This is a genomic window from Cognatundibacterium jejuense, from assembly GCF_014284255.1.
GTDB lineage: Bacteria > Pseudomonadota > Gammaproteobacteria > Burkholderiales > Burkholderiaceae_D > Undibacterium > Undibacterium jejuense.
On sequence record NZ_JACOFV010000022.1, the window covers coordinates 20,289 to 43,030 of the forward strand.

Annotated in this window: 20 protein-coding genes and 6 tRNA genes; 12 read left to right on the forward strand and 14 right to left on the reverse strand. The window is 46.3% G+C overall.

Features of this window, described 5'->3' with window-relative positions:
- Positions 1-90 precede the first annotated feature (90 nt).
- Both H8K32_RS18525 and H8K32_RS20205 read left to right on the forward strand, forming a co-directional pair.
- A complete protein-coding gene (locus H8K32_RS18525) occupies positions 91-933 on the forward strand; it encodes a glycine-rich domain-containing protein (protein ID WP_186914048.1) in 843 nt (280 codons plus the stop codon).
- Between the two features lie 504 nt (positions 934-1,437).
- Complete coding sequence (locus H8K32_RS20205) at positions 1,438-1,935, forward strand: hypothetical protein (protein WP_222613191.1); 498 nt, start codon at positions 1,438-1,440, stop codon at positions 1,933-1,935.
- Between the two features lie 43 nt (positions 1,936-1,978).
- Here H8K32_RS20205 and H8K32_RS18535 read toward each other — a convergent pair whose 3' ends face one another.
- From H8K32_RS18535 to H8K32_RS18545, 3 genes are read right to left on the reverse strand one after another with little or no spacing between them, the layout of a single operon-like run.
- Positions 1,979-2,776 carry a substrate-binding periplasmic protein gene (locus tag H8K32_RS18535; protein ID WP_222613192.1) on the reverse strand — a complete coding sequence of 266 codons (798 nt, stop codon included), beginning with the start codon at positions 2,774-2,776 and terminating at the stop codon, positions 1,979-1,981.
- Positions 2,777-2,832: 56 nt separating this feature from the next.
- Positions 2,833-3,279 carry a ribonuclease HI gene (gene rnhA, locus H8K32_RS18540; RefSeq protein WP_186914051.1) on the reverse strand — a complete coding sequence of 149 codons (447 nt, stop codon included), beginning with the start codon at positions 3,277-3,279 and terminating at the stop codon, positions 2,833-2,835.
- A 3-nt stretch (positions 3,280-3,282) separates the two neighbouring features.
- Complete coding sequence (locus tag H8K32_RS18545) at positions 3,283-4,056, reverse strand: class I SAM-dependent methyltransferase (protein ID WP_186914052.1); 774 nt, start codon at positions 4,054-4,056, stop codon at positions 3,283-3,285.
- A 6-nt stretch (positions 4,057-4,062) separates the two neighbouring features.
- On the opposite strand from H8K32_RS18545, the gene gloB reads away from it, so the two are divergent.
- The 3 genes from gloB (at position 4,063) to H8K32_RS18560 (ending at position 6,796) form a co-directional block, all read left to right on the forward strand.
- A complete protein-coding gene (gene gloB, locus H8K32_RS18550; RefSeq protein WP_186914053.1) occupies positions 4,063-4,860 on the forward strand; it encodes a hydroxyacylglutathione hydrolase in 798 nt (265 codons plus the stop codon).
- A 53-nt stretch (positions 4,861-4,913) separates the two neighbouring features.
- Entirely contained in the window at positions 4,914-6,083 is a 1,170-nt protein-coding gene (gene earP / locus H8K32_RS18555; protein WP_186914054.1) for an elongation factor P maturation arginine rhamnosyltransferase EarP, read from the forward strand.
- Between the two features lie 137 nt (positions 6,084-6,220).
- Complete coding sequence (locus tag H8K32_RS18560) at positions 6,221-6,796, forward strand: elongation factor P (protein ID WP_186914055.1); 576 nt, start codon at positions 6,221-6,223, stop codon at positions 6,794-6,796.
- 238 nt (positions 6,797-7,034) lie between these two features.
- On the opposite strand, the gene H8K32_RS18565 is transcribed toward H8K32_RS18560, so the two are convergent.
- Genes H8K32_RS18565 through H8K32_RS18575 form a run of 3 tightly spaced genes read right to left on the reverse strand, consistent with a single transcriptional unit; the run spans position 7,035 to position 9,614 of the window.
- Entirely contained in the window at positions 7,035-7,859 is an 825-nt protein-coding gene (locus tag H8K32_RS18565; protein ID WP_186914056.1) for a MetQ/NlpA family ABC transporter substrate-binding protein, read from the reverse strand.
- Positions 7,860-7,911: 52 nt separating this feature from the next.
- Positions 7,912-8,571 carry a methionine ABC transporter permease gene (locus tag H8K32_RS18570; RefSeq protein ID WP_186914057.1) on the reverse strand — a complete coding sequence of 220 codons (660 nt, stop codon included), beginning with the start codon at positions 8,569-8,571 and terminating at the stop codon, positions 7,912-7,914.
- Entirely contained in the window at positions 8,571-9,614 is a 1,044-nt protein-coding gene (locus H8K32_RS18575; RefSeq protein WP_186914070.1) for an ATP-binding cassette domain-containing protein, read from the reverse strand. Before H8K32_RS18575 ends, H8K32_RS18570 begins: the two co-directional genes overlap by 1 nt.
- Positions 9,615-10,006: 392 nt before the next feature.
- Between H8K32_RS18575 and H8K32_RS18580 the strand changes: the two genes are divergently transcribed.
- Entirely contained in the window at positions 10,007-10,375 is a 369-nt protein-coding gene (locus H8K32_RS18580; RefSeq protein ID WP_222613194.1) for a hypothetical protein, read from the forward strand.
- 269 nt (positions 10,376-10,644) lie between these two features.
- Positions 10,645-12,861 carry a TonB-dependent receptor gene (locus H8K32_RS18585; RefSeq protein ID WP_186914059.1) on the forward strand — a complete coding sequence of 739 codons (2,217 nt, stop codon included), beginning with the start codon at positions 10,645-10,647 and terminating at the stop codon, positions 12,859-12,861.
- A 101-nt stretch (positions 12,862-12,962) separates the two neighbouring features.
- Here H8K32_RS18585 and H8K32_RS18590 read toward each other — a convergent pair whose 3' ends face one another.
- Complete coding sequence (locus H8K32_RS18590; protein WP_186914060.1) at positions 12,963-14,531, reverse strand: thioredoxin family protein; 1,569 nt, start codon at positions 14,529-14,531, stop codon at positions 12,963-12,965.
- Positions 14,532-14,833: 302 nt separating this feature from the next.
- Here H8K32_RS18590 and H8K32_RS18595 point away from each other — a divergent pair, with 302 nt between their 5' ends.
- On the forward strand, positions 14,834-15,817 hold the full coding sequence (locus H8K32_RS18595; RefSeq protein WP_186914071.1) for a sulfate ABC transporter substrate-binding protein: 984 nt from the start codon (positions 14,834-14,836) through the stop codon (positions 15,815-15,817).
- Positions 15,818-15,961: 144 nt separating this feature from the next.
- On the opposite strand, the gene H8K32_RS18600 is transcribed toward H8K32_RS18595, so the two are convergent.
- From H8K32_RS18600 to gltX, 5 genes are all read right to left on the reverse strand, one after another.
- A tRNA-Glu gene (locus H8K32_RS18600) sits at positions 15,962-16,037 on the reverse strand.
- A gap of 57 nt (positions 16,038-16,094) precedes the next feature.
- Positions 16,095-16,170 (reverse strand) — tRNA-Glu (locus tag H8K32_RS18605).
- Between the two features lie 62 nt (positions 16,171-16,232).
- A tRNA-Glu gene (locus H8K32_RS18610) sits at positions 16,233-16,308 on the reverse strand.
- A 37-nt stretch (positions 16,309-16,345) separates the two neighbouring features.
- A tRNA-Ala gene (locus H8K32_RS18615) sits at positions 16,346-16,421 on the reverse strand.
- Between the two features lie 77 nt (positions 16,422-16,498).
- Entirely contained in the window at positions 16,499-17,893 is a 1,395-nt protein-coding gene (gene gltX, locus H8K32_RS18620; protein WP_186914061.1) for a glutamate--tRNA ligase, read from the reverse strand.
- 307 nt (positions 17,894-18,200) lie between these two features.
- Between gltX and H8K32_RS18625 the strand changes: the two genes are divergently transcribed.
- The 3 genes from H8K32_RS18625 to H8K32_RS18635 all read left to right on the forward strand — a co-directional run bounded on the left by H8K32_RS18625 (position 18,201) and on the right by H8K32_RS18635 (position 19,461).
- Positions 18,201-19,127: an RluA family pseudouridine synthase gene (locus H8K32_RS18625; RefSeq protein WP_186914062.1), complete on the forward strand. Its 927-nt coding sequence runs from the start codon at positions 18,201-18,203 to the stop codon at positions 19,125-19,127.
- 76 nt (positions 19,128-19,203) lie between these two features.
- Positions 19,204-19,280, forward strand: a tRNA-Pro gene (locus tag H8K32_RS18630).
- Positions 19,281-19,384: 104 nt separating this feature from the next.
- A tRNA-Pro gene (locus tag H8K32_RS18635) sits at positions 19,385-19,461 on the forward strand.
- Positions 19,462-19,637: 176 nt separating this feature from the next.
- Here H8K32_RS18635 and ribD read toward each other — a convergent pair.
- Together ribD and apbC are read right to left on the reverse strand one after the other, a co-directional pair.
- Positions 19,638-20,765: a bifunctional diaminohydroxyphosphoribosylaminopyrimidine deaminase/5-amino-6-(5-phosphoribosylamino)uracil reductase RibD gene (gene ribD, locus H8K32_RS18640; RefSeq protein ID WP_186914063.1), complete on the reverse strand. Its 1,128-nt coding sequence runs from the start codon at positions 20,763-20,765 to the stop codon at positions 19,638-19,640.
- A 2-nt stretch (positions 20,766-20,767) separates the two neighbouring features.
- Positions 20,768-21,856, reverse strand: coding sequence for an iron-sulfur cluster carrier protein ApbC (gene apbC / locus H8K32_RS18645; RefSeq protein ID WP_186914064.1), 1,089 nt, complete (start codon positions 21,854-21,856; stop codon positions 20,768-20,770).
- A gap of 492 nt (positions 21,857-22,348) precedes the next feature.
- Between apbC and H8K32_RS18650 the strand changes: the two genes are divergently transcribed.
- Positions 22,349-22,612, forward strand: a complete 264-nt coding sequence (locus tag H8K32_RS18650; protein ID WP_186914065.1) for a hypothetical protein — start codon at positions 22,349-22,351, stop codon at positions 22,610-22,612.
- The last annotated feature ends 130 nt before the right edge of the window (positions 22,613-22,742 follow it).

The following is a 22,742-nucleotide window of genomic DNA, read 5'->3' on the forward strand; positions in this document are numbered from 1 at the left end:
GAATACGTAGTTTTCCTGATACAGAAGTCATTGAAAAGTCATTAATTTATCCTACCATGACTTTACAAAAACAACAAAAAAGGAGATCAAATGTTAATAGAAAATCTAAATGACCAACTGGCGCAATATCGTGCGACGTGGTTTATACGCCAGTCTCGTTATCGCTCACTCTTGCTAGCAATGCCGCCATCGCTTTTTATGTACTGGCAAAAAACAGCGCAATTCGAATTTCCGGGCATTCCACAGAATGCCTTTTTTTTCGCCCAGGCGAGCGAAGGACTCATGAAATTTTTCGACTGCGTTACGTGCAGCCAACAAGCTTGCGCCCTGCCATCGAAGGCAGCCGACTCTGTATGGCATGCCTGGAATAAATTCTCATCCATTTCCCTCGATAAATTTTGTATGGAACATTTTGGCCGCACCATTCCACATATAGAACATTCGGATATGCCGGGCTCGATAGAAAATGCACTTGCCGTTTGTCTGGTGACCGCCAGAAGGTTAGATGGTATATCGGAAGTAAGTTCCGAAGTTCCGTCTTTATTCACCTTAGATCTACGCCTGAAAATGCCGTATGGATACGCATATCAACACATCGCAGACAGGCTAGGATTTCAGCCCATGACCTCCAAAGGAAAAGCATCCGGCAGCATGCATTTCCCTCACAGTTTTCAACCAGCACAATTACTCGCCCTCGGACTAATCAATCAGTACACTTTCGAACAACTTCTTCAACCAAGCCTGGCGAGTAACAGAAATCGAGCAGCATCAAAAACGAATCATTCCTCGAGTGATGGCTCAAGCTGTGGTAGTTTTTCTATCGACAGCGGATCAAGCAGCGACTGTAGCCCAGGACATTCGGGCGACTGCGGCGGTTCTAGCTGCGGATCGAGTTGCGGCTCCAGCTGTGGCGGAGGATGCGGTAGCAGTTAGCTCTTAAACCCTCTGCAGGCATAAATATTTTAATAATCAGTTACAGCAATAAAATTGATATAATCATATTTCCAATCCCTTTCATATTGCCTTGCATTCACGTCACGCTAATTGCAATGCTCGGAAGTCTGACAATCGTCAACACAATACAAATCATCCATGAATAAAGCGCAATCAAAAGCAGCTCTTTTGTTCTTTTTTGCATTGATTGCTGGCTCTGCTACATTTCTTTTTGTTACCAAAAATTCGACAAGCAATTTTGAATCTCAGCATCAGCCTCAATCGCCTGAAACGTGGAAGCACTCTCCGTTTGACAAAACCCATGCTGCATCAACAACATCCACTTCACGACTAGTGCTTGTCTCCTTATCTGATCAAGTTGACCGTTTAATTGCAACTCATGATCCCAAAGATGCGTATGCGGCATTTTTACTCATTGACGGATGTATTACATTTCAAAAATTCGGATTCGTTCCATACTTTGGTTTTCCTCATGTACGGGAAATGACTGACGACGAAATAGACCAAAAAGAAAAACTATGTCGTGGATTAACCGAACGTATGAGAACCTCACGTCTCGACTATTTAACGTTTGCGGCAAAGAACAAAGTTGACGCGGCCGACGTTAGCTATTTTCAGGCAGGTCCTTTTGGTGACAATTCCGCCTTAAAAACCAGACCCAACGATCCATTGGTGCTTGAGTGGAAAAAGCAAGCAATTGAACAACTTGCAAACCGTGCAAATGACGGAGATTACTCAAGTCTGTCCGTTTTAGAGAGGGAATATACCGAGAGTACCGGCGTCGCGGAAAAAAATCCTCTGCTAGCGTTCACTTATGCCAGTGCGATGCGACAAATCAATGATCACATTGGCATAACAAGCCTGTATGGTGACGCATTATTAAGTGAACTCAAAAATCAATTATCCATTGAAGAAAGTAAAACTGCGGTAGCAAATGCAAACGCTATTTATGCGAATTGGCTAAGACATTCGAGAGAATAAATCCCATCCGCAAAAAGCACAACTCACCCCACGCCGAGGAAAGTCAATCCCGCAACAATCGCTCCACATCCCCGTTTCGTCGCCCGGCATCAATGACGCGATTGAGTTCATCCATAGCGAAACTACCGACTTTTTCTTTGAGAATCGCGATATAAGCGGGTTCAGACAACAGAGGGTTTTCCATTACGCGCAGTTGATTTGCGTCATAGCCATAATCACTTAACTCAGCAACAACCTGCTCTGCGGTTCTGGCATGGTTCGCGTGCAGCATGACATCACAACGCCCGGCGATCAGTTTCGCCAATCTTGCATTGAGGTTATCGCTATCTTCTTCAACGGTAAATAAATTATTTTTTGCCGCTTCAAATTCGGTGCCGTAAGATACGCCGCGGAAGGTGCTGACGCGCTTCCCGGCAAGCGATGCAAGTGATGTGAATGGCATTGTTTGAGTTTTATTGACGAGCATCCACACATTAGTTTCGTAAATGGGATGCGAAAAAACGAAGCGCTGCAATCTCTCTGGCGTTTGCGACAAGCCCCAAATCGGGGCGACGCCTTCATTGGCTAATTTCAAAGCGCGATTCCAAGGATAAGCTTGCAAATGAAAGCGCAGCCCCGCTTTTGTACCCAGATAATCGACCAACCTTTGTATTGTCGGTTTAGTTGGCAAAGGATGGTTAAATTGATCCGTCAACTGCCAGATCAATAGCGGCAATTCGGGATCACTTGCCGCCAGCGCGGGTGAAACAAGAGCGCTCGCCATTGCCAGTAAGGTCAGGCGACGCTGCTGATTCACCTCAGAAAAAGTTATACTCCGCTTTTTATTTATGAAGCAACTCATCCAATCTGGTCCTGTAAGTCATCGAATTATATTGCAGGAAAGCTAAATCCAGCTCTTTACGCCTCACCCGCCAACACTTTTTCCACACCACGATTAGCAAGTTGATCCGCGCGTTCATTACCGTGATGTCCGGTATGGCCACGCACCCAGCGCCAGTCGATTTTGTGGGTGGACTGCGCTGCATCCAGCGCTTGCCATAGGTCGACATTTTTGACGGGCGCTTTGGAGGCGGTTTTCCAGCCCTTTGCTTTCCAGCCAGTAATCCACTCGGTAATACCCTTGAGCACATATTGGCTATCGGTATGCAAAGTGATATGACATGGACGCTTTAAGGCACCCAACGCTTGAATCACGGCCATCAATTCCATGCGATTGTTGGTGGTGTCTTTTTCACCGCCACACATTTCTTTTTCTTTGTCACCAGCAACAAGTAGCGCCCCCCAACCACCAACGCCGGGGTTACCTTTGCATGCGCCGTCCGTATAAATTTCAATTTTATCCATGGTTTATTTTTTTGCTTTGTTAACGACGGCAACCGCATTTCCACGTGCCATGCGTTTTTGCTTCCAGGCGGGACCGATCAGGTGCATACCGCGTACGCGCTTGACCGCTTGCACCATGTACACTGCCCCCAGATACGGCCACCATTTTTGACCAGCGTTTTCCATGAAATGAAAGCGCTGCAACCAATTCTCAGAACGACATGGTGGCACATAACAACCAAACTCATGCCCACCTACTTCCATATTTAATAATTTCAACCAGTCTTTCATCCGCGTAAAGCTGATAAATTCGCCTTGCTGCGGCAAAAAATAATTCTTATTCAAACGTCCGACAAACTGCCTTGCGCCCCACAAGCTCGCCTGATTAAAACCGCTAATAATCAGGCGGCCTTCGGGGATTAATACGCGTTCAACTTCACGTAAAAGCTGGTGCGGCTCGTTGGTGAACTCCAACACGTGTGGCAATACAATCAGGTCTATACTTTGGGAGTCGAAAGGTAGCTCTGAGAAGTCATGCAGCAAGACTATGGGTCGTTGTTCTGTTTCACCCTCGACAATATTAGGTTCCCGCAAAACAGAGTTCGTCAACCACCGATTCGGCATACGACTTGCAGCTAAACCATCTATCTGTGGCATGCCAATTTGCACAGCGTTATAGCCAAAGATGTCCACGGTCAATTTAGCCAGTAAGGCTTGCTCCCATTCGAGCACATAGCGCCCGGCCGGTAACTGCAACCAGGCGTCGAGGTCTATAATGTCCTTTTCCAATGAATCCATGTGTCTATGAACAATTCTCTGACGATGTTGACGGTGCCTGCATTTCAGGACAATTATTTGTGGATCATACACAATGGCAAACACGCCATTGTCGTCGATCCAGGTGACGCAACGCCCATATTACATGCACTGGCACAACATAAGCTCATATTATCGGCGATTTTACTCACGCACCACCATGCTGATCATATTGGCGGTGTTAAGGAGTTGCTAGCGTCCAATGGAGCACATCTTACGATTCCAGTGTATGGCCCGGCAAATGATAGCATTTCGTCAGTTACGCATCCCTTACATGAAGGCGATACGGTTCATCTACCAGAACCAGGTATTGATTTATCAGTCATCGACGTTCCGGGTCACACTTTAGGTCATATCGCGTATTTTTCATTGCAAGAACACTGGCTGTTTTGTGGCGACACCCTGTTCGCTGGAGGTTGCGGACGAATATTTGAAGGCACGCCAGCACAAATGCTATCTTCCCTCGATAAACTGGCGCGCCTGCCGGATGACACTGCTGTCTATTGCGCCCATGAGTACACAATGGGAAACTTGCGTTTTGCTGCGACCGTTGAACCCGACAACCAACAACTTGCACAACGTATCGCCGTCGAGCAAGCAAAACGCGATCGGGGGCAGCCTACTGTACCGACGCAGATTGGATTAGAAAAACAGACCAATCCATTTTTGCGCATCCGGGAACCAAGCGTGATTGCTGGCCTGCTCAGACATCAAAAAATTGATACGTCGGCTGATGACGCAACAAACTTTTATGCCTTACGCGAATGGAAAAACAATTTCGCGTGAGCGCGATCTCACTCTAAAATATCGACATTTTTTGGTTCAGGGTTCAAATTACCATGCTCGAAGTCAGTAACAACAAAGATGCTCAAACAACGCTCGCCTTATTTTGTAAGGTCGTTGATAACTATGGTGACATTGGTATCTGCTGGCGTTTGGCAAGACAACTTGCGCACGAGCATGGAATCGCCGTGAATTTATGGGTCGATGATTTAATCAGCTTTAAACGTATTTGCCCAGAGGTACACACAGATCAAGCCGAGCAAGATGTCGCTGGCATCAAGGTTACACATTGGCGTGATCAGAATGGTGTTTTTACGTTGAATGATATTGCCAATATCGTCATTGAATTTTTTGGCTGCGATGTTCCACCTGCCTATATTGCAACGATGGCGCAATGCACGCCGCGCCCGCTCTGGTTTAACCTCGAAGGTTTAAGCGCTGAAGAATGGGTAGAAGGCTGCCATCGCTTGCCATCGCCGCATCCGCAGTATTCATTGATCAAGTATTTCTTTTTCCCGGGCTTCACCGATAAAACTGGTGGCTTGATCAAAGAAGCCCAATTAAGCGAACAGCGCCAGCAATTTCAATCTAATTCCCAAGCTATCGTGCAGTTTTTGTCGCGACTTGGGGTCACTGCAGCCGAACAAGAAACACTCAAAGTCTCTTTGTTTTGCTACCCGCATGCGCCAGTGAATGATTTATTTGAGGCCTGGAAAAACAGCCCGGTCGCTATCACTTGCCTGGTTCCAGAAGGTGTAGCGAGTGATGCAATCACCCATTTCCTCGGGCAAACCGCCGTTGCTGGGTCGCATGCGACACAAGGCGCATTAACGGTGCGTGTACTACCATTTATACCGCAATCGGATTACGATCGCCTGCTATGGGCGTGTGACCTGAATTTTGTCCGTGGTGAAGACTCATTTGTGCGGGCACAATGGGCGAACAAGCCCTTTGTCTGGCATATTTATCCTCAGGATGAAAACCTCCACCACGTCAAACTGAAGGCATTTCTAAATCGCTATACAGCCAAAACCGATGCCTTGGATAATCTATCTCTGGCATGGAATACCGCAAGCGACCCTCAAGGTAACTGGGCAGATGTGTGGCAAACTTTGCTCACTGAACTACCCCAAATTACACTTTTGAGCACCGAATGGGAGCAAGAAATGCTCAAAAATGGCAATTTCAGCACTAATTTACTGCAGTTTGCTACGACACTTGCTTAATTACTGGCAAAAAATGGGGTAAAATATGCGGTTAATTTTTACCGTATTTTCAAATTCAATCGGACGTGGGCTTGCAGGGCTTTTACCAGTAGGCAACAGATGATTTTTATGCAATCACCTTTTTACGTATATTTACTATGAAACCTGCAAAAGAAATTCGTGTTGGCAACATCATTATGGTCGATAGCAAGCCTATGATCGTTTTGCGCTCTGACGTCAATGGTTCAAGCCGCACGGGCTTCACCTACAAGTGGAAGATGAAAAATCTTTTGACTAACAGCCCACAAGAATCCGTTTTCCGTGGCGATGACAAGTTTGACGTTGTTGTTCTGGACAAAAAACCAGTGACCTACTCTTACTTCGCTGACCCATTGTTCGTATTCATGGACGCAGATTACAACCAGTACGAAATCGAAGAAGAAAACCTGGGTGATGCATTGCACTACCTGAAAGATGGCATGGAATGCGAAGCCGTATTCTATGACGGTAAAGCTATCTCCGTAGAATTGCCAACAACGATCGCTCGTCAAGTTGTGTACTCTGAGCCAGCAGTTAAAGGCAACACTTCCGGTAACGTATTGAAAGAAGCAAAAATCGAAAACGCAATCGAAGCACATTGCCATATCGTTCAAGTGCCACTGTTCGTGAGCCAGGACGACGTGATCGAAATCGATACACGTACTAACGAATACAAACGCGTTGTACGTAACTAAGATATTGCATCTCGATTGAGATGCATACAAAAACGCCGCATCATTCGCGGCGTTTTTTTTCGCCCTAAAATCTCCGTAGGGCGGATGCAACCCACCTCGTTTTACAACGCCAGGCTTGAGATTAAACGTAAAAAAACCTCACTTACTTTCATACAAAAATAAGTGAGGTATAAACTTGTCACCTTGAGACAATTTCTACTAAATGACATAGCTCAGCCACGCCATTTTTGATACTAAATTAAAACGCTGGAACCACAGCGCCTTTGTATTTTTCTTCGATGAATTTCTTCACTTCTGGCGACTGCAAAGCGGCGATCAGTTTTTTGAAAGCTGGGCTATTTTTGTTATCGTCACGCGCTACCAATAAATTCGCGTAAGGTGAATTGGCATCTTCGATGAACAAAGAATCTTTGACTGGATTCAGCTTCGCTTCAATCGCGTAGTTGGTATTGATCAACGCCAGATCAACCTGATTCAAAACGCGCGGTAGCGTTGCAGCTTCCAGCTCCTTAAATTTCAAATTTTTAGGATTGGCGATGATGTCTTTCTTGGTCGCGGAAATATTGCTTGGATCTTTCAGCGTCAACAAACCCTGCTTTGCCAGTAACAATAAGGCACGGCCAGAATTGGATGGATCGTTAGGAATCGCCACTGTTGCACCGTTAGGGATATCAGCGACTTTTTTATATTTTGTTGAGTAGGCAGCGAACGGCTCTACATGAACTTTAGCAACAGGCACTTCGATATCATTTGAGTGACTTTTCTTAAATTCATTCAAATACGGTTGATGCAAAAAGAAATTACCGTCTAAGTGCTTTTCATTCACTTGTACTGCTGGCTGGATATAGTCAGTAAATACTTTGACTTTCAGATCCACGCCTTCTTTTGCCAATTGAGGCTTAATGAATTCCAGGATTTCTGCGTGAGGAACCGGGCTGGCAGCGATCGTCAACACATCAGCGGCATGCGCCATGCCAGTAGCAAAAACGCTGGCAACAGTTAAGCTTGCAGCGACTGCAGTACGCACACTATGTTTAATTTTTTGTTGAAATGAGAGCTTCATATTACCTATCCTTATTTTTATTAAGAGTAAAAAAGTAAAAAAGAAAAACAAACTACTTACGGGTAAATCTTGCGACGAGTTTGTCGCCAGAGAACTGCAATACCTGTACTAACAAAATCAAAATCGCGACCGTCACGATCATTACGTCGGTCTGGAATCGTTGATAGCCAAAACGTAAGGCCAGATCACCAAGACCACCACCACCAATCACACCAGACATTGCCGCATACGAAACCAAGGCAATCGTCGTCACCGTTGCTGCAGCAATTAAACCTGGCAAAGCTTCCGGCAAGAGTGCGTGAATGATGATCTGATGAGTCTTTGCTCCCATCGCCTGGCACGCCTCGATAATGCCGCGATCCACATCACGCAACACGTTTTCGACTAAACGCGCAAAAAATGGCGTGGTACCAATCACTAAAGGTGGAATCGTTCCTGCTACCCCCAAAGACGTGCCGACCAAAAACAAAGTAAACGGAATTAAAACGATCAATAAAATAATAAATGGCACCGAACGCAATACATTTACTAAGACCGATAACAAGGCATAAATGCCGCGTTGCTCCAACAACTGTTTTTTGCCGGTAACGAACAACAAAACGCCCAAAGGTAAGCCCAGCAACACCGTAAAAAACAACGAACAACCTGTCATGGTCAGCGTATCGAGCGTTGCCTGGGCAATATCTTCGCAATCAATATTCGAAAAATCCATTAGTACTTACTCCCACTCAAACCCAACACATCCGCTCGCACATCCGCCGCACGCAAAGAAACCAATACCGTATTGATCTCATCCGATGAACCAATCAACTCGACTAGCAATTGCCCATATGGCGTATTCTTGATGCGGGAAATAGTTCCTTGCAAAATCACCATTTGTACTTGGGTTTGCGCTGCGATGCGACTCAAAATAGGCTCATGGGCAGCAGCACCGACGTAAGTCAGTCGGATCAATAATCCGTTTTCTCGTTCCTTGCGAATTTGTAATACATCGAGATCGAGTGCGAGATTTTCTGCCACCATACTTTGCGTCACGGTGTGCTTTGGATGCAGAAAAACGTCAGCGACATCACCTGTTTCGACAATTTCACCTGCATCAATCACCGCAACCTGATCACAGATCGTACGAATGACCTGCATTTCGTGGGTAATCAAAACTATCGTCAGACCCAACTTCTGATTAATGTCTGACAGCAAACGCAAAATGGATTGCGTGGTTTCTGGATCGAGCGCCGAAGTCGCTTCATCACACAACAACAAGGTTGGATAATTCGCCAATGCACGGGCAATACCAACACGCTGCTTTTGACCACCCGAGAGTTGCGCCGGATATTTATCGCGTTGATCGGCTAAACCGACCAAATCCAATAATTCATCCACGCGCTGACGACGTTGTTCTTTGCTGTAAGAACCTGCTAACTTGAGCGGGAAATCAATATTTTCTGCAATGGTTTTTGCACTAAGCAAATTGAAATGTTGAAACACCATGCCGATACGCTGGCGCAAGCCGTGCAATTGCTCGGCATCGAATTGCGTAATATCAGCACCATCAATCAGAATCTTGCCTGACGATGGTCTTTCCAATAAATTCAGAGTTCGAAGTAACGTACTTTTACCCGCCCCCGAGCGTCCGATGATGCCAAAAATTTTTCCTTGTTCTATTTGCAAATTAATGTCACGTAAGGCCTGCACTTGCGCACCGACACCACCACGACCCACTTGATAAAACTTCTGTACTTGCTCAATCCGTATCACTGATAACCACGCCAAAAAATCACAGAAGCCGATCTTACCTAAAGCTTCAAATGCTTTCCAATCATATAAATTCACTTGCATATATGAAATTTCATATATAAAGACAGTCAATTAAAAAATTGCTCAGACCTGATAAATCCGGCTTAGTCAAGAAATTCTATCTTGCGAATTATTTGCAACTTCTAATAAAATTCGAGATCTTCGTGGAACTAATTCTTCTACTCGCCATCTGAGTCAGCAACATATCGCTTTCAATGTAAGGATGATAAGTTCAATTTTCTTTGTTATGATATGGTGCTGTGCAGTAAAAAAACCTGAGGCAATAAATGAGTACTTGCGGAGTACTTGCTGAGTACTTGCTTCAAACCTGAACCTGAAAAATATCCATTTTAATGTTGAGCAATAAACTTCCATCTGTGCAGTACCGACAGAGACATGCCATACAAAGCTTACCCATAGCCTTGGTGCAGTCTTTCGTCGTGCGCGGCTGGAAGGCAGGCGTTGCTTTAATTACCGCCCTGACTTTTGCTTTACTGATTTCGACGGCAGCCACGCATCATCATGCGAACTCCATCGAAGATCAGGCTTGCTCACTTTGCAGTGCGATATCAGATAAACTTGACCACGTCACACCGACCGCGCAAGCGCCGCTCACACTGCAATTGTTTGCATATACGCTGCAAACCGGCGATGCTTATCAGTCAGATTTTGCTGCACCGTCATTACTTCCTCCTAGTTGCGGCCCACCCGCCCTCGCTTGATCCAAGCTGCTTAATTCCTGATTTGCAGGATGTGTTGAATGTGTAATGCTGGGCGTTTTTGCGCTTAGCACCCCTCATCAACTCGCTTATGGCTGCGCGTCTGCATCGAAAATGCTGAGCGCATAGAAGACAGAAGCCCTGCACTTCATAACTAAAATAAGCATCTCCAGTAACACCCCAAGAACAAGATCTCGTGCGCCCTAAGCGGTGACGCCGTTTCGCTTGTTACTACTTCATTTTTTAAAATACGCATTAATAAAAGGTTCACCATGACTACGCAAGTTCTTCGCGCCTCTTTCCGCTTACGCCCACTTCCTTTGCTGCTAGCTGGCTTATTTGTCGCCACCTCAAGCTATAGCATTGCAGCAGAAAATGACGATGCCAATTCCGACGCAGCCACATCAGCAAGTGCAGGCGCAAATCCCATTACGGATCAGCCGATATCTACAGTAGAAGTCACCTCGGCACATCTGAAAAGCGCACGGATAGAACTTTCACCAAAGGTGGGAACAACGGTCTATACCATCGATAAACATATGGTAGACATGATGAGTCAGGGTGATTCGACACCGTTTAATGAAATCTTGTTGCGCTTGCCTGGTGTCGCACAGGATTCGAAGGCATCTGGCGGGCTGCATGTGCGAGATGATCACGCAAACGTTCAATACCGCATCAACGGTGTGCAATTACCTGAAAGCATTACTGGTTTTGGTCAATCCATCGATACTCGTCAAATAGACTCTACCGATTTCATTACTGGCGCGTTACCAGCGCAGTTTGGTTTGCGTACGGCTGGTATTGTGGACATTCAAACCAAGGAAGGCTCAACTAAACCCGGTGGCCGTATAGGCATCCTGGTCGGAGGAAATAATTACTACAATCCTAGTGCAGAATTTTTCGGCACAGTTGGTGCTTTCAATTACTATTTATCTGGCAGTTATTTGTCGAATGAACTCGGCATAGAAAATCCAACCTCTGCAAAAAGCGCTATTCACGACAAAACCCAGCAGGCTAAATCCTTTGGCAATTTGTCGTACTTTCTGGATGACGACACCCGTCTTGGGATGATGTTCGGCACGTACAACGGCAAATTTCAGATTCCAAATAATCCCTCACAAGCACCAGCTTTCTCGTTGGCTGGCGTTAGTGACATGACTAGCGGAATCAGCACCTTACCTTCATCACAACTTGATGAAAGTCAGCGCGAACTAAATCGCTTTGTTGTTTTGTCTTACCAAAAAAATCTGGGCCCATTGAATTTTCAATTATCCGGATTTAAACAATATTCTGAACTTCATTTCACACCAGATCGGGTCGGTGATTTAGTCTATAACGGTGTATCTACTGACACTTTGCGCTCAAATTCATCGGCAGGTCTACAAGGTGATGTCAGCTACAAAATCAATCCGCAACACACGTTCAGAACTGGTTTTGCGTACACACGCCAATCAACTGAAAGCAATAATACCGTCGGTGTTTTTACTGTCGATGCTAATGGTGCGCAGTCATCCAACACACCGCAATATATCGTCGATAATTCCGGCAAAGTTGGCCAACTTTATAGCCTGTACGCACAAGATGAATGGCACATTTCTGACCCACTGACACTGAATTATGGCGTGCGCTTTGATCGTGTGTCGGCATTTGTGGAAGAACAGCAGTGGAGCCCACGTTTGAATCTGGCATATAAAATGAACGATGCCACCGCTTTCCATGCGGGTTACTCACGTTACTTCACACCACCACCGCAAGAATTGGCTTCGCAAGCAAGTATCAACTTATATTCAAATACAACAGCGGCACCACAGATTCCGACATCGGACAACGTCAAATCTGAGCGCACACATTATTTCGATGTCGGGGTCAGCCATAAAGTGAACGACAAACTCAGTCTGACTGTCGACGCCTACTATAAAAATATTAGCAATATGCTCGATGAAGGCCAGTTTGGGCAGGCATTAATTTTGTCACCGTTTAACTACGCTAAAGGTTTTGCAAAAGGCCTGGAAATATCCGTGGTGTATAGCGAAAAGAACTGGGGTACGTTCTTAAACACATCTATTCAAAAAGCGCAGGGAACAAACATCGTCTCGGGTCAATCGTTATTTGCGCCGGATAAGTTAGCGTATATCGCGAATAATTACGTCTATGTCGATCACGACCAGACTTACACCGTTTCCGGTGGAGTCCATTACCATTTTGGAGATTCACAAATCAGCAGTGATTTTTTATATGGTAGTGGCTTGCGCAGAACACCTGATGGCGGAGCACTGAATTCAGCATCACTCAATTCTTACACTACGTTTAATGCAGCATTTGTTCATCACTGGAAAAAAACAGCAGTTGGCGATATTGAAGGACGTCTGTCCCTGGTGAATATTTTCGACAAATCCTACTTACTGCGTGATGGATCTGGGGTTGGCGTAGGTGCCCCACAATACGGCGCGCGCCGAACTTTGTATGCAGGCATTTCTACTAGCTTCTAAAAAATTTAAAACACTACACTAACAGCTCAAGCAAAAAAATGCGACCACCTGGTCGCATTTTTACGTCTTCACCTATCCAGAACCTGTCGAAGTACCAACAATCAAGACTTCGTCAAAACGGTCTGGCAGCTTGCTTTTTGTGGGTCGTTCGCTGGTAATTTGGCACAAATGCCGTCTAACTGTGCATGGATTTTCTGGAACACAGCTTGATGCTGACCATCTTTATTCCAACTGATCAATTTCTTACCCATTTTATCCAGAGACGCGCGATTACGTTCGTAAAAAGCGTTTTCTGTTTTCGACAATTCAGTAAAAATACCGGTGACGGTACGCTCGATCCGTGCATCATCACTTGGCGCCAGATCCACCAGATTACCGACGTAGTTTGCACCCCACTGCAAACGTGTTGCAGGGCCTTTTGACGCATCGTAAGCCTGAGAATACCAACTCAATGCTGCCGCCTTATCACCACGTTTTTTTGCATTACTACCAAGGGTGGACATAAAGTAATACGGTGAATGCGAACGTTGTAATTCGGCTTTCAACAAGGTATCTGAATCATCCAATAAATCGGCACTGCCCAAAGCCTCCGCCGCAGAATGCACAACGGATTGTCGCTCGTAGGCATCTGTCGTTGCATGATCAATGGCGGCTACACGCTTTTTAACGTCTTTTTGTAAGGATGGGCTTAATGCCGCATTATCCAATTTAGCCAGTGCAACTTGTGCAATGACGGCACCCAATCTATCGGCCTTAGAAATGGTCGCATCATCCGATAACTTCACCAATGCCTGATTCCAGGCTGTCACCAGTCTTACACGCTCCGGCGATTTTGCAGTCGTCAGATAGCCAGTCACCTCTGCCGCCGGACCCGCAACTAAATCCAGATTATCACGTGCCACCTTAGGACTAGCCAGTGCATTAGAAAGTTTGCTGAGCGCCTTTGCTTTATCTATCGTCGCGGATTTCGCAGGCTCAGCGGTAGCGAGTGCAAACAAACCTTTCAGATAAAGACGCGTTGCCGCTGCTCCTGGTGGGCAAATCTCTGCCAGACGCAAAAGAGTGGCAGGTACTTCTTTAGCAGCAACTAACTTTTGATCAGGATCATCCCAGGAATAATCTGCCAACAAACTCCAGTCTTCGGCTTTCAGCGTTTTTGCGCCAGCCAATGCAGCTTTGTACGTGTCATTGACAGACGTGGAGGTGTTCATTGCCAGACTCAAGACTTGCAAATACCGCTCAGAGTCAACCTCACCTGGCAAACGTGTAATCTCGGTACCATCTGGCTTTAATAAGATCATGGTTGGATAACCGCGCACTTTGAACTGTGCACCAAATTTTTGCGCACTCGGGCTATCACCATCCAGATATACAGGAATGAAATGGCGAGATTTTTCGATGAATTCCTGACGATTAAAAATCGTTGCCTTCACCTGATTGCAAGGTGGGCACCACACTGCTCCCCAGTAAAGAAACAAAGGCTTATTACTGGACTTCGCTAACGCAAATGCTGCATCCAGATTATTATCCCTGCGCCACTCTATACCACCCGGTTGCACCGCATGCGGATCTGGAGCAATGGATTCCGCCGCAAAGCTGCTTGAAGTTGCCAGCACGGCAGCAACCAAACCTGCCAATAATTTAACTGAAAAAGGAGAAATAATTTTCATAAAACTTCAGTAATCAAAGTGAAGCGGACAGTGTAACAAAGTTATCTTCTCGTATGAAAATTTTCAGTTCAAACAAAATAGAATGTTTTCATCTATCCATATATCCTCTAAATCCGGATGTCAGGCGTCGATATTTATACTCAAATCATCTATGCATAGAACAATAATGTTCTTTGTTTTGCACCAGGAATTAGAGAAGATACTTACTATCGAACCAAGGGTAGTCATCACTTATGAAAACAAACTCCAAAGTTACAGCCAAAACGGCAAACGCCGCAAATAAACGTCGTGTGCTAATCGGCATGCTTGCCACGATAGCGATTGCTTACGTCGGCATCCAATCTGCTGCCCGCGCCGCAGAACCGCTATTGAACGCTTCTTACGATGTGACCCGGGAATTATTCAAAGAGGTCAATCCAGCCTTTGTCGCAGACTGGAAGAAAAAAACCGGCGAATCGATCACTATCAATCAGTCCCACGGCGGCTCCAGCAAGCAAGCGCGTTCCGTCATTGATGGTCTGAATGCATCTGTTGTGACAATGAATCAAGCCAATGATATTGATGCGATTGCTGACAAGGGGTTAATTTCGCCAAATTGGGATAAAGCGTTTCCGAACAACGCCACCCCTTTTTATTCAACAATGGTATTTTTGGTCCGCAAAGGCAATCCTAAGCGCATCGTTAACTGGGATGATCTGGCTAAGCCAGGCGTACAAGTCATCGTGCCGAATCCAAAAACCTCGGGCAACGGTCGCTACACCTATCTGGCAGCATGGGGCTCAGTCATTAAAAGTGGCGGCACCGAAGCACAGGCAAGAGATTTAGTAGGACGCTTATTCAAAAATGTACCCGTGTTAGATGCTGGTGGCCGCGGTGCTACAACCACTTTCACTCAAAGACAAATCGGTGACGTCTTAGTGACGTTCGAAAATGAGGTGCAATTAGTCAGACAAGAATTTGGCGATAATTACGATATTGTTTATCCAAAATTCTCTATCCTCGCTGAATCACCTGTTGCTGTCGTTGATAAGGTTGTCGATAAGATAGGCACACGCAAAGTAGCAACGGCTTATTTGCAATTCTTGTATTCAGATGTTGGGCAAGATATCGCTGCGAAACATTTTTTCCGTCCACGTTCTGATGCTGCTGCAAAAAAATATGTAGCTAACTTTAAACCTGTGAGTTTATTTACGATTGATGAAGTATTTGGAGGCTGGAAACAGGCGCAGAAAAAGCACTTTGATGATGGCGCGGAGTTTGACAAGATTTATCAGGGCAAAAAATAGTTTTACTCTGATACACGGGCGCAGGCCGCTGGCTCGCTTGCAAGCTCGCCCCTTCGAATCCCCTACACGAGGAGCAAAACTCTTTGCCCCTCTCTGCTCCGGAAAAAAATAAAGCCCGCTAGTGCGGGCTTTATTTCTACTACCTGGCGTCCCCAAGGGGATTCGAACCCCTGTACTCACCGTGAAAGGGTGATGTCCTAGGCCTCTAGACGATGGGGACATGTTCTGTCCGTTTTACTGACCTACATTCGTATAAAAAATACAAATGGTTTAAACTTGGCGTCCCCAAGGGGATTCGAACCCCTGTACTCACCGTGAAAGGGTGATGTCCTAGGCCTCTAGACGATGGGGACATATTCTGTCCTTGTTACTGACCTGTATTACGCTCTACTCGCTGTCCACAATAAAAATTTATTGGCGTCCCCAAGGGGATTCGAACCCCTGTACTCACCGTGAAAGGGTGATGTCCTAGGCCTCTAGACGATGGGGACAGCAAGTATTTTCTGTTCTGATACAACCACACTTACGTGGTGGAGGTAAGCGGGATCGAACCGCTGACCTCTTGCATGCCATGCAAGCGCTCTCCCAGCTGAGCTATACCCCCTTGCAGAACAGAAGCGAGATTATAGGGGATGATCACTCTAATGTAAAGCCTCCCCTGCGGTAAAACAGAGTGAAATCTTAGCCAGCGATCACATTTAAGCGCTGCAGTACAACTTCACGGCCAAATAATTCAACAACGGCATCAATCGAAGGGGTTTGCAACTGCCCCGTCAGCAACAAACGCAAAGGCATTGCCAGTTGTGGCATTTTCAAACCATGGTCAGCTAACACTTGTTTTAATGCCACCGACAAGGCCACTTTATTCCACTCTACGGTTTTGCATGCTTCAGCATATTGACGCAATGCTGGCAACACTGCGTCGGTCACATGTTGTTGCAACAAGGCTTGCTCGGCGGCTGGTTGACGGTAGAACAGCATTGCGGCCTGACCTAATTCCACTGCCGTATTTGCACGTTCCTTGAACAAAGCAATCACAGCAGCCAAATCTGGCGCACCAGCAAACTCAGCGCCATCTTTAAGCATTTGTGGGCGCACCAAATCTGCCAGGCGTTGATTGTCCGCGGCCTTGATGTAATGGTTATTAATCCACGCCAATTTCTCAGGATTAAATTGCGCTGCAGAGCCAGATAAATGCGTCAGATCAAACCAACTGCACATTTGCTCCATGCTAAAAATCTCGTCATCACCATGACTCCAACCGAGACGCGCCAGATAGTTCAACATCGCTTCAGGCAAATAACCTTTGTCGAAGTAATCCATGACACTTACCGCATCGCGACGCTTGGATAATTTCTGACCGTCGGTACCCAGAATCATAGGCACATGACCATATTGTGGCAAAGTCACCCCCAACGCATTGAGGATATTGATTTGACGTGGCGTGTTATTAACATGATCATCACCGCGAATTACGTGGGTAATTTGCATATCCCAGTCATCCACTGCAACGCAGAAATTGTACGTCGGCGTGCCGTCTGGACGCGCAATCACCAAATCATCTAACTCACGGTTATTGATCGTGATCTGACCTTTCACGACATCGTTCCAGCTCACATCACCTTCTAATGGATTTTTGAAACGAATCACAGGCTGACGATCGGCCGGAATTGCTGGCAAAGTCTTGCCTGTTTCTGGACGCCAGGTACCGTCGTAACGAGGTTTCTCGCCTGCAGCACGTTGACGCTCGCGCATTGCTTCAACTTCTTCTGGCGAAGAATAGCAATGATACGCTGTGCCATTTGCCAGCATTTCTGCCAACACCGCACGGTAACGTTCCATGCGCTGCATCTGATAAAACGGGCCTTCGTCATGCTGCAAGCCCAGCCAATTCATACCATCCAAAATCGCTTGCACCGCTTCTGGCGTTGAACGTTCCAGATCAGTATCTTCAATACGCAACACAAACGTGCCGCCATGATGACGAGCAAACGCCCAGCTAAACAAAGCGGTACGAGCACCGCCAACATGAAGATAGCCGGTAGGACTAGGAGCAAAACGGGTACGGACTGTCATGGGATGAATTGCACCGCGTGTCACTTGCCAAACCTAAGCAAACAAGCAACATCTGTATGCGGATAAAGTTAAAACCAGCATTTTACCGTTTTACAGGCGTGGATGGTATCTAAGCTTTAAGCGAAGCCAAGTTCGGCATTACATTAGAGCGAGTGCAATCCGCGCGGATTTCTCATCCTTGTGATTTGACGTATTGCACCCGCACGATCAACGCACACTAGCAACGACCAACTCTCAGAGCGACATAAAGAGCATGGTAAGATACACATTAAGATGCACACAAATTTAGTTAAACACCAAAGAGTACATGCCTGCCCCCTCCCCCACGCTGAATCCACCACTACCGATACGCGACGGTATTTCTCCGAGCTATCTTTGGCTACCAGAAGGGCAATGGCCAGATTTACTGACATTTTTGACCAGCCACTTTTCTGATGTTGAAGAAAGCACCTGGCTAGCGCGCCTTGCCAAAAATGAAGTGGTAGATATTCACGGCAATGTGCTGCAAAAAAATAGCCCGGCCAAACGCGGCATGTGCATTTTTTACTATCGAGAAATTGACGACGAAACACCAATCCCGTTTGAAGCGCATATCCTGCATCAGGATGAGCACTTGCTGGTCGTCGATAAGCCGCATTTTTTACCAGTCATACCTGGCGGTCGTTTTTTGCAAGAAACCCTGCTGGTGCGCCTCAAAAAACAAACTGGCCTGCAACACCTGAGCCCGATACACAGACTGGACCGCGAAACCGCTGGCGTAATGCTTTTTTCACACAATCCAGAAACGCGGGGTAAGTATCAATCGCTGTTTCAGCAACGCACTATCAGCAAAATCTATCACGCTTTAGCGCCAGCTTTACCAGCAGAGGACCTTCCACTAACCTATCGCAGCCGCATGGTCGACGGCGCCAGCTTCTTTGTCATGCAAGAAACACAAGGTGAAGCAAATTCAGAGACGTTCATAGAAATCGCAAAGTGCTATGGTGATTTCAATTTATACCAATTAAGCCCTGTCACAGGCAAAAAGCACCAATTACGCTTACACATGTCCAGCTTAGGCGCACCGATCATCAACGACAGTTTTTACCCCGTAGCCTTACCATGCAAAGGGGATGATTTTTCTGCACCTTTGCAGTTATTAGCTAAATCAATTACGTTTACTGACCCGATTAGTGGCGAAAGTCGTACATTTACCAGCCAGCGCGAGCTAGATTTCAGCCAACTCAGACGTTAATTACAGCACCGTATTTGATTGACCACCCGACAAATCTATTGACATCACCGCCCCTGCGAGCTATGATGTTGGTCTTCGGAGTGTGGCGCAGTCCGGTAGCGCACCTGGTTTGGGACCAGGGGGTCCAAGGTTCGAATCCTTGTACTCCGACCAGAATTGAAATCATTGCCATTTAAAAGCAATGAAAAATTATAGTAGAAAACAATAACCGAGATAATTTTTTATAAAATTTTCAGGATATTGCAAAAAAGTTTTTTCGGAGTGTGGCGCAGTCCGGTAGCGCACCTGGTTTGGGACCAGGGGGTCCAAGGTTCGAATCCTTGTACTCCGACCAAAATAAAAAAAGGATCGTTGATTTTTCAACGATCCTTTTTTTCATTTCAAGACAAAAAATATCATGTAGGACGGGCGCAACCTGCACGGCAAGCCGCATGAAAGACAGCTGCGAATACCATCACCCGCAAGCGAGTGAGTGAGTAAGTAAATAAGGGGCTCTAAAGACTACTTCACCTATTTTTTGAACCGTGCCAACACCCGCAAATCATCGCCAACACGGGACACATCATGAAACATCAATTGCTTCGCCTGATCAACGTGCGTCAATTCTGAAAGCGCAAATAACCCAGCCCCACTCCCGAGCAATTTCGGCGCGAGATAAACCAGTAATTCATCAACACAATTCGCATCGACCAACGCGCCATTCAAAATCGCACCAGCCTCTACATGCACTTCATTCAATTGCCTGCGTCCTAATTCCAGCATCAGCGAATGCAAATCGACTCGCCCACTACTATCCACAATACATAAGACCTCAGCGCCACGCTCCTCAATCTGCGCTCGCTTTGAAGCATCCTCTTTCGCACAGACAATCAGCACATCTGCATCATCAAACAATTTCGCATCGGGACTGATACGCAAATGCGAGTCGAGCACAATTTTTTTAGGTTGACGTGGCGTTGCAATGCCGCGCACATTCAACGCCGGATTATCAGCAAGCACAGTACCAATACCCGTTAAAATGGCATCAGCACGCGCACGCCATACATGGCCATCTTGCCGCGCTGCTGAACTGGTAATCCATTGACTCTGGCCACTTGGCAATGCCGTTTTACCATCCAGACTGCCGGCCACTTTCATCCGAACCCACGGCTTGCCGGTTTCCATACGCTTTAAAAAGCCGACGTTCATTTCTCTGGCTGTTAGTACCATATCCGCCCAGGCAAAATCGCTGGCTGATGCCACTTCAATTCCGGCAGCACATAAGATAGCAAAACCTCGACCAGCAACTTGTGGATTCGCATCTTCGATAGCCGCAACCACTCTGGCAATACCGGCATCAACCAAGGCATTTGCGCATGGCGGTGTGCGTCCATAATGACTGCACGGCTCCAGGGTGACGTAGGCAGTTGCGCCACGCACATCGTGCCCTTGAGCTGCCGCATCACGCAAGGCTTGCACTTCCGCATGCGCTTGCCCGACTGCCTGCGTCCAGCCGCGCCCTATCACCACATCATTTTTCACAATCACGCAACCAACCTTGGGATTGGGCGAAGTCTCTATGGTTGCGTGCGCAGCCATCTCCATCGCCATTTCCATAAAATGGCGGTCATTTTCCTTTGCTATTGTTGGCTGCGTCATGCTCAGGTATTTTGGATAGTGATCGTCGGGAACTTACTGCTCATGTCTTTGGCTTTTTCAGCGACGCGCACTGCGACTTTGCGAGCAATATCCTTGTAAATCTTCGCAATTGCGCCTTCAGGATCCGCAATCACCGTCGGCTTACCAGCATCAGCCTGTTCGCGAATGGCCATCGTCAACGGCAAACGGCCCAAGAAATCAATACCAAAATCCTCACACATTTTTTCACCACCGCCTTCACCAAAGATGGCTTCAGCATGACCGCAATTCGAGCAAATATGCGTGCTCATATTCTCAACAATACCAAGAATAGGAATGCTGACTTTTTCAAACATCTTCAAGCCTTTACGCGCATCCAGCAAAGCGATATCTTGTGGCGTCGTAACAATCACCGCACCTGTTACTGGTACCTTTTGCGACAAGGTCAATTGCACATCACCTGTACCTGGCGGCATATCCACAATCAGATAGTCCAGATCACGCCAATTGGTTTGCGTCAGCAACTGTTGCAGCGCCTGCGTCACAATCGGGCCGCGCCACACCATAGGCTCATCGGGATCAATCATGAAACCAATAGAAGAAACTTGCAGGCCGTGGTTTTCCAATGGCTCCATTGTTTTTCCATCGTTAGTTTCCGGACGACCAGAAATACCCATCAACATGGGCTGTGACGGGCCATAAATATCGGCATCCAAAATACCGACAGCCGCACCTTCCGCCGCCAGCGCCAGCGCCAGATTGGCAGCCGTGGTGGACTTACCAACACCACCTTTACCAGAAGCGACCGCAATAATATTTTTAACGTTAGGCATCAACTTAACACCGCGCTGTACTTCATGCGCGACAATTTTTGAACTAACATGAACATCGATCTTTGCTACACCTGGCAGGCTTTGCAATGCAGCGATAACCAGATCGCGGATCAATGCAAATTGACTTCTCGCCGGATAGCCCAACTCAACATCAAGAGTGATATCTGCACCGGTAAGTTTTATATTTTTAGCCGATTTGCTCGTCACGAGGTCTTTGTTGGTATTCGGGTCAATGACCTGCGACAAGGCTTGTTTTACATCTTCAACAGTGAGTGTCATTTATTTCTCCATTCAATGCCCGCAAGTCTAGCGCAAAACCGCAAAACCGATGCGATAGCCTTAAACTGATGAGTGAAATAACTACATCACTTACTGAAAAATAGCACTCCAAAGCAAGATTAAAGTTCAAAGAAACAACCACGCAATACCAACAACAAAAAGAGCAACCGCAAAGGCATTTGCAAATAGTTAGAATCCACACTCATCCAAAAATTATTGAAAAAGCATTCACGGCTAGTGGTTAATATTCAATATTTAATATTCAATAAAATTATTTAAATTAACACTATTACCGTACAACATCGCCCAATTGACGTCTATATGTTTCGAAACATCGCGCTTTTTGATGCGCAGATACACGTACATACAACTTAGCCGCCAAAGCACCTCTATTCCTTGAATTAAAGCGCCGATAAAGACAGTATAAATAAGTCTAGCTCCTAGAAAGTTTGTTTGGAGCGCCCTCAACACCTCAAACTCAAAGGAAAGATCATGTCAATTTCATCTTTAGGATCATCGACTGCGGTTACACAAACACAATTTTCAAGCGGCACTCAACGCGTACGCCAAGATCAAGACGGTGATGGAGATGGTGGCGGCCAAAGTGGCATCAGTAAATTTGCCAGCGCATTTAGTCAGGCATTGGCATCGCTAAGCGCAAGCTCATCGACGTCCACTACATCAACTACATCGGCAAGCCCATCAGCAACTGACACATCTGCTACCAACAGCACCAACAGCGCCAGTAACACGTAAGCTCCCGGTGAAGTCATCTTGAAGTTAAGAGCGTAAGCGTAGATGATCGTGTCCACTTATTAAGTGGACACTTGTACATGATGGAAGATGGAATCAATACGCCTAGACGGCGTCGGCGACACAGTGCCGA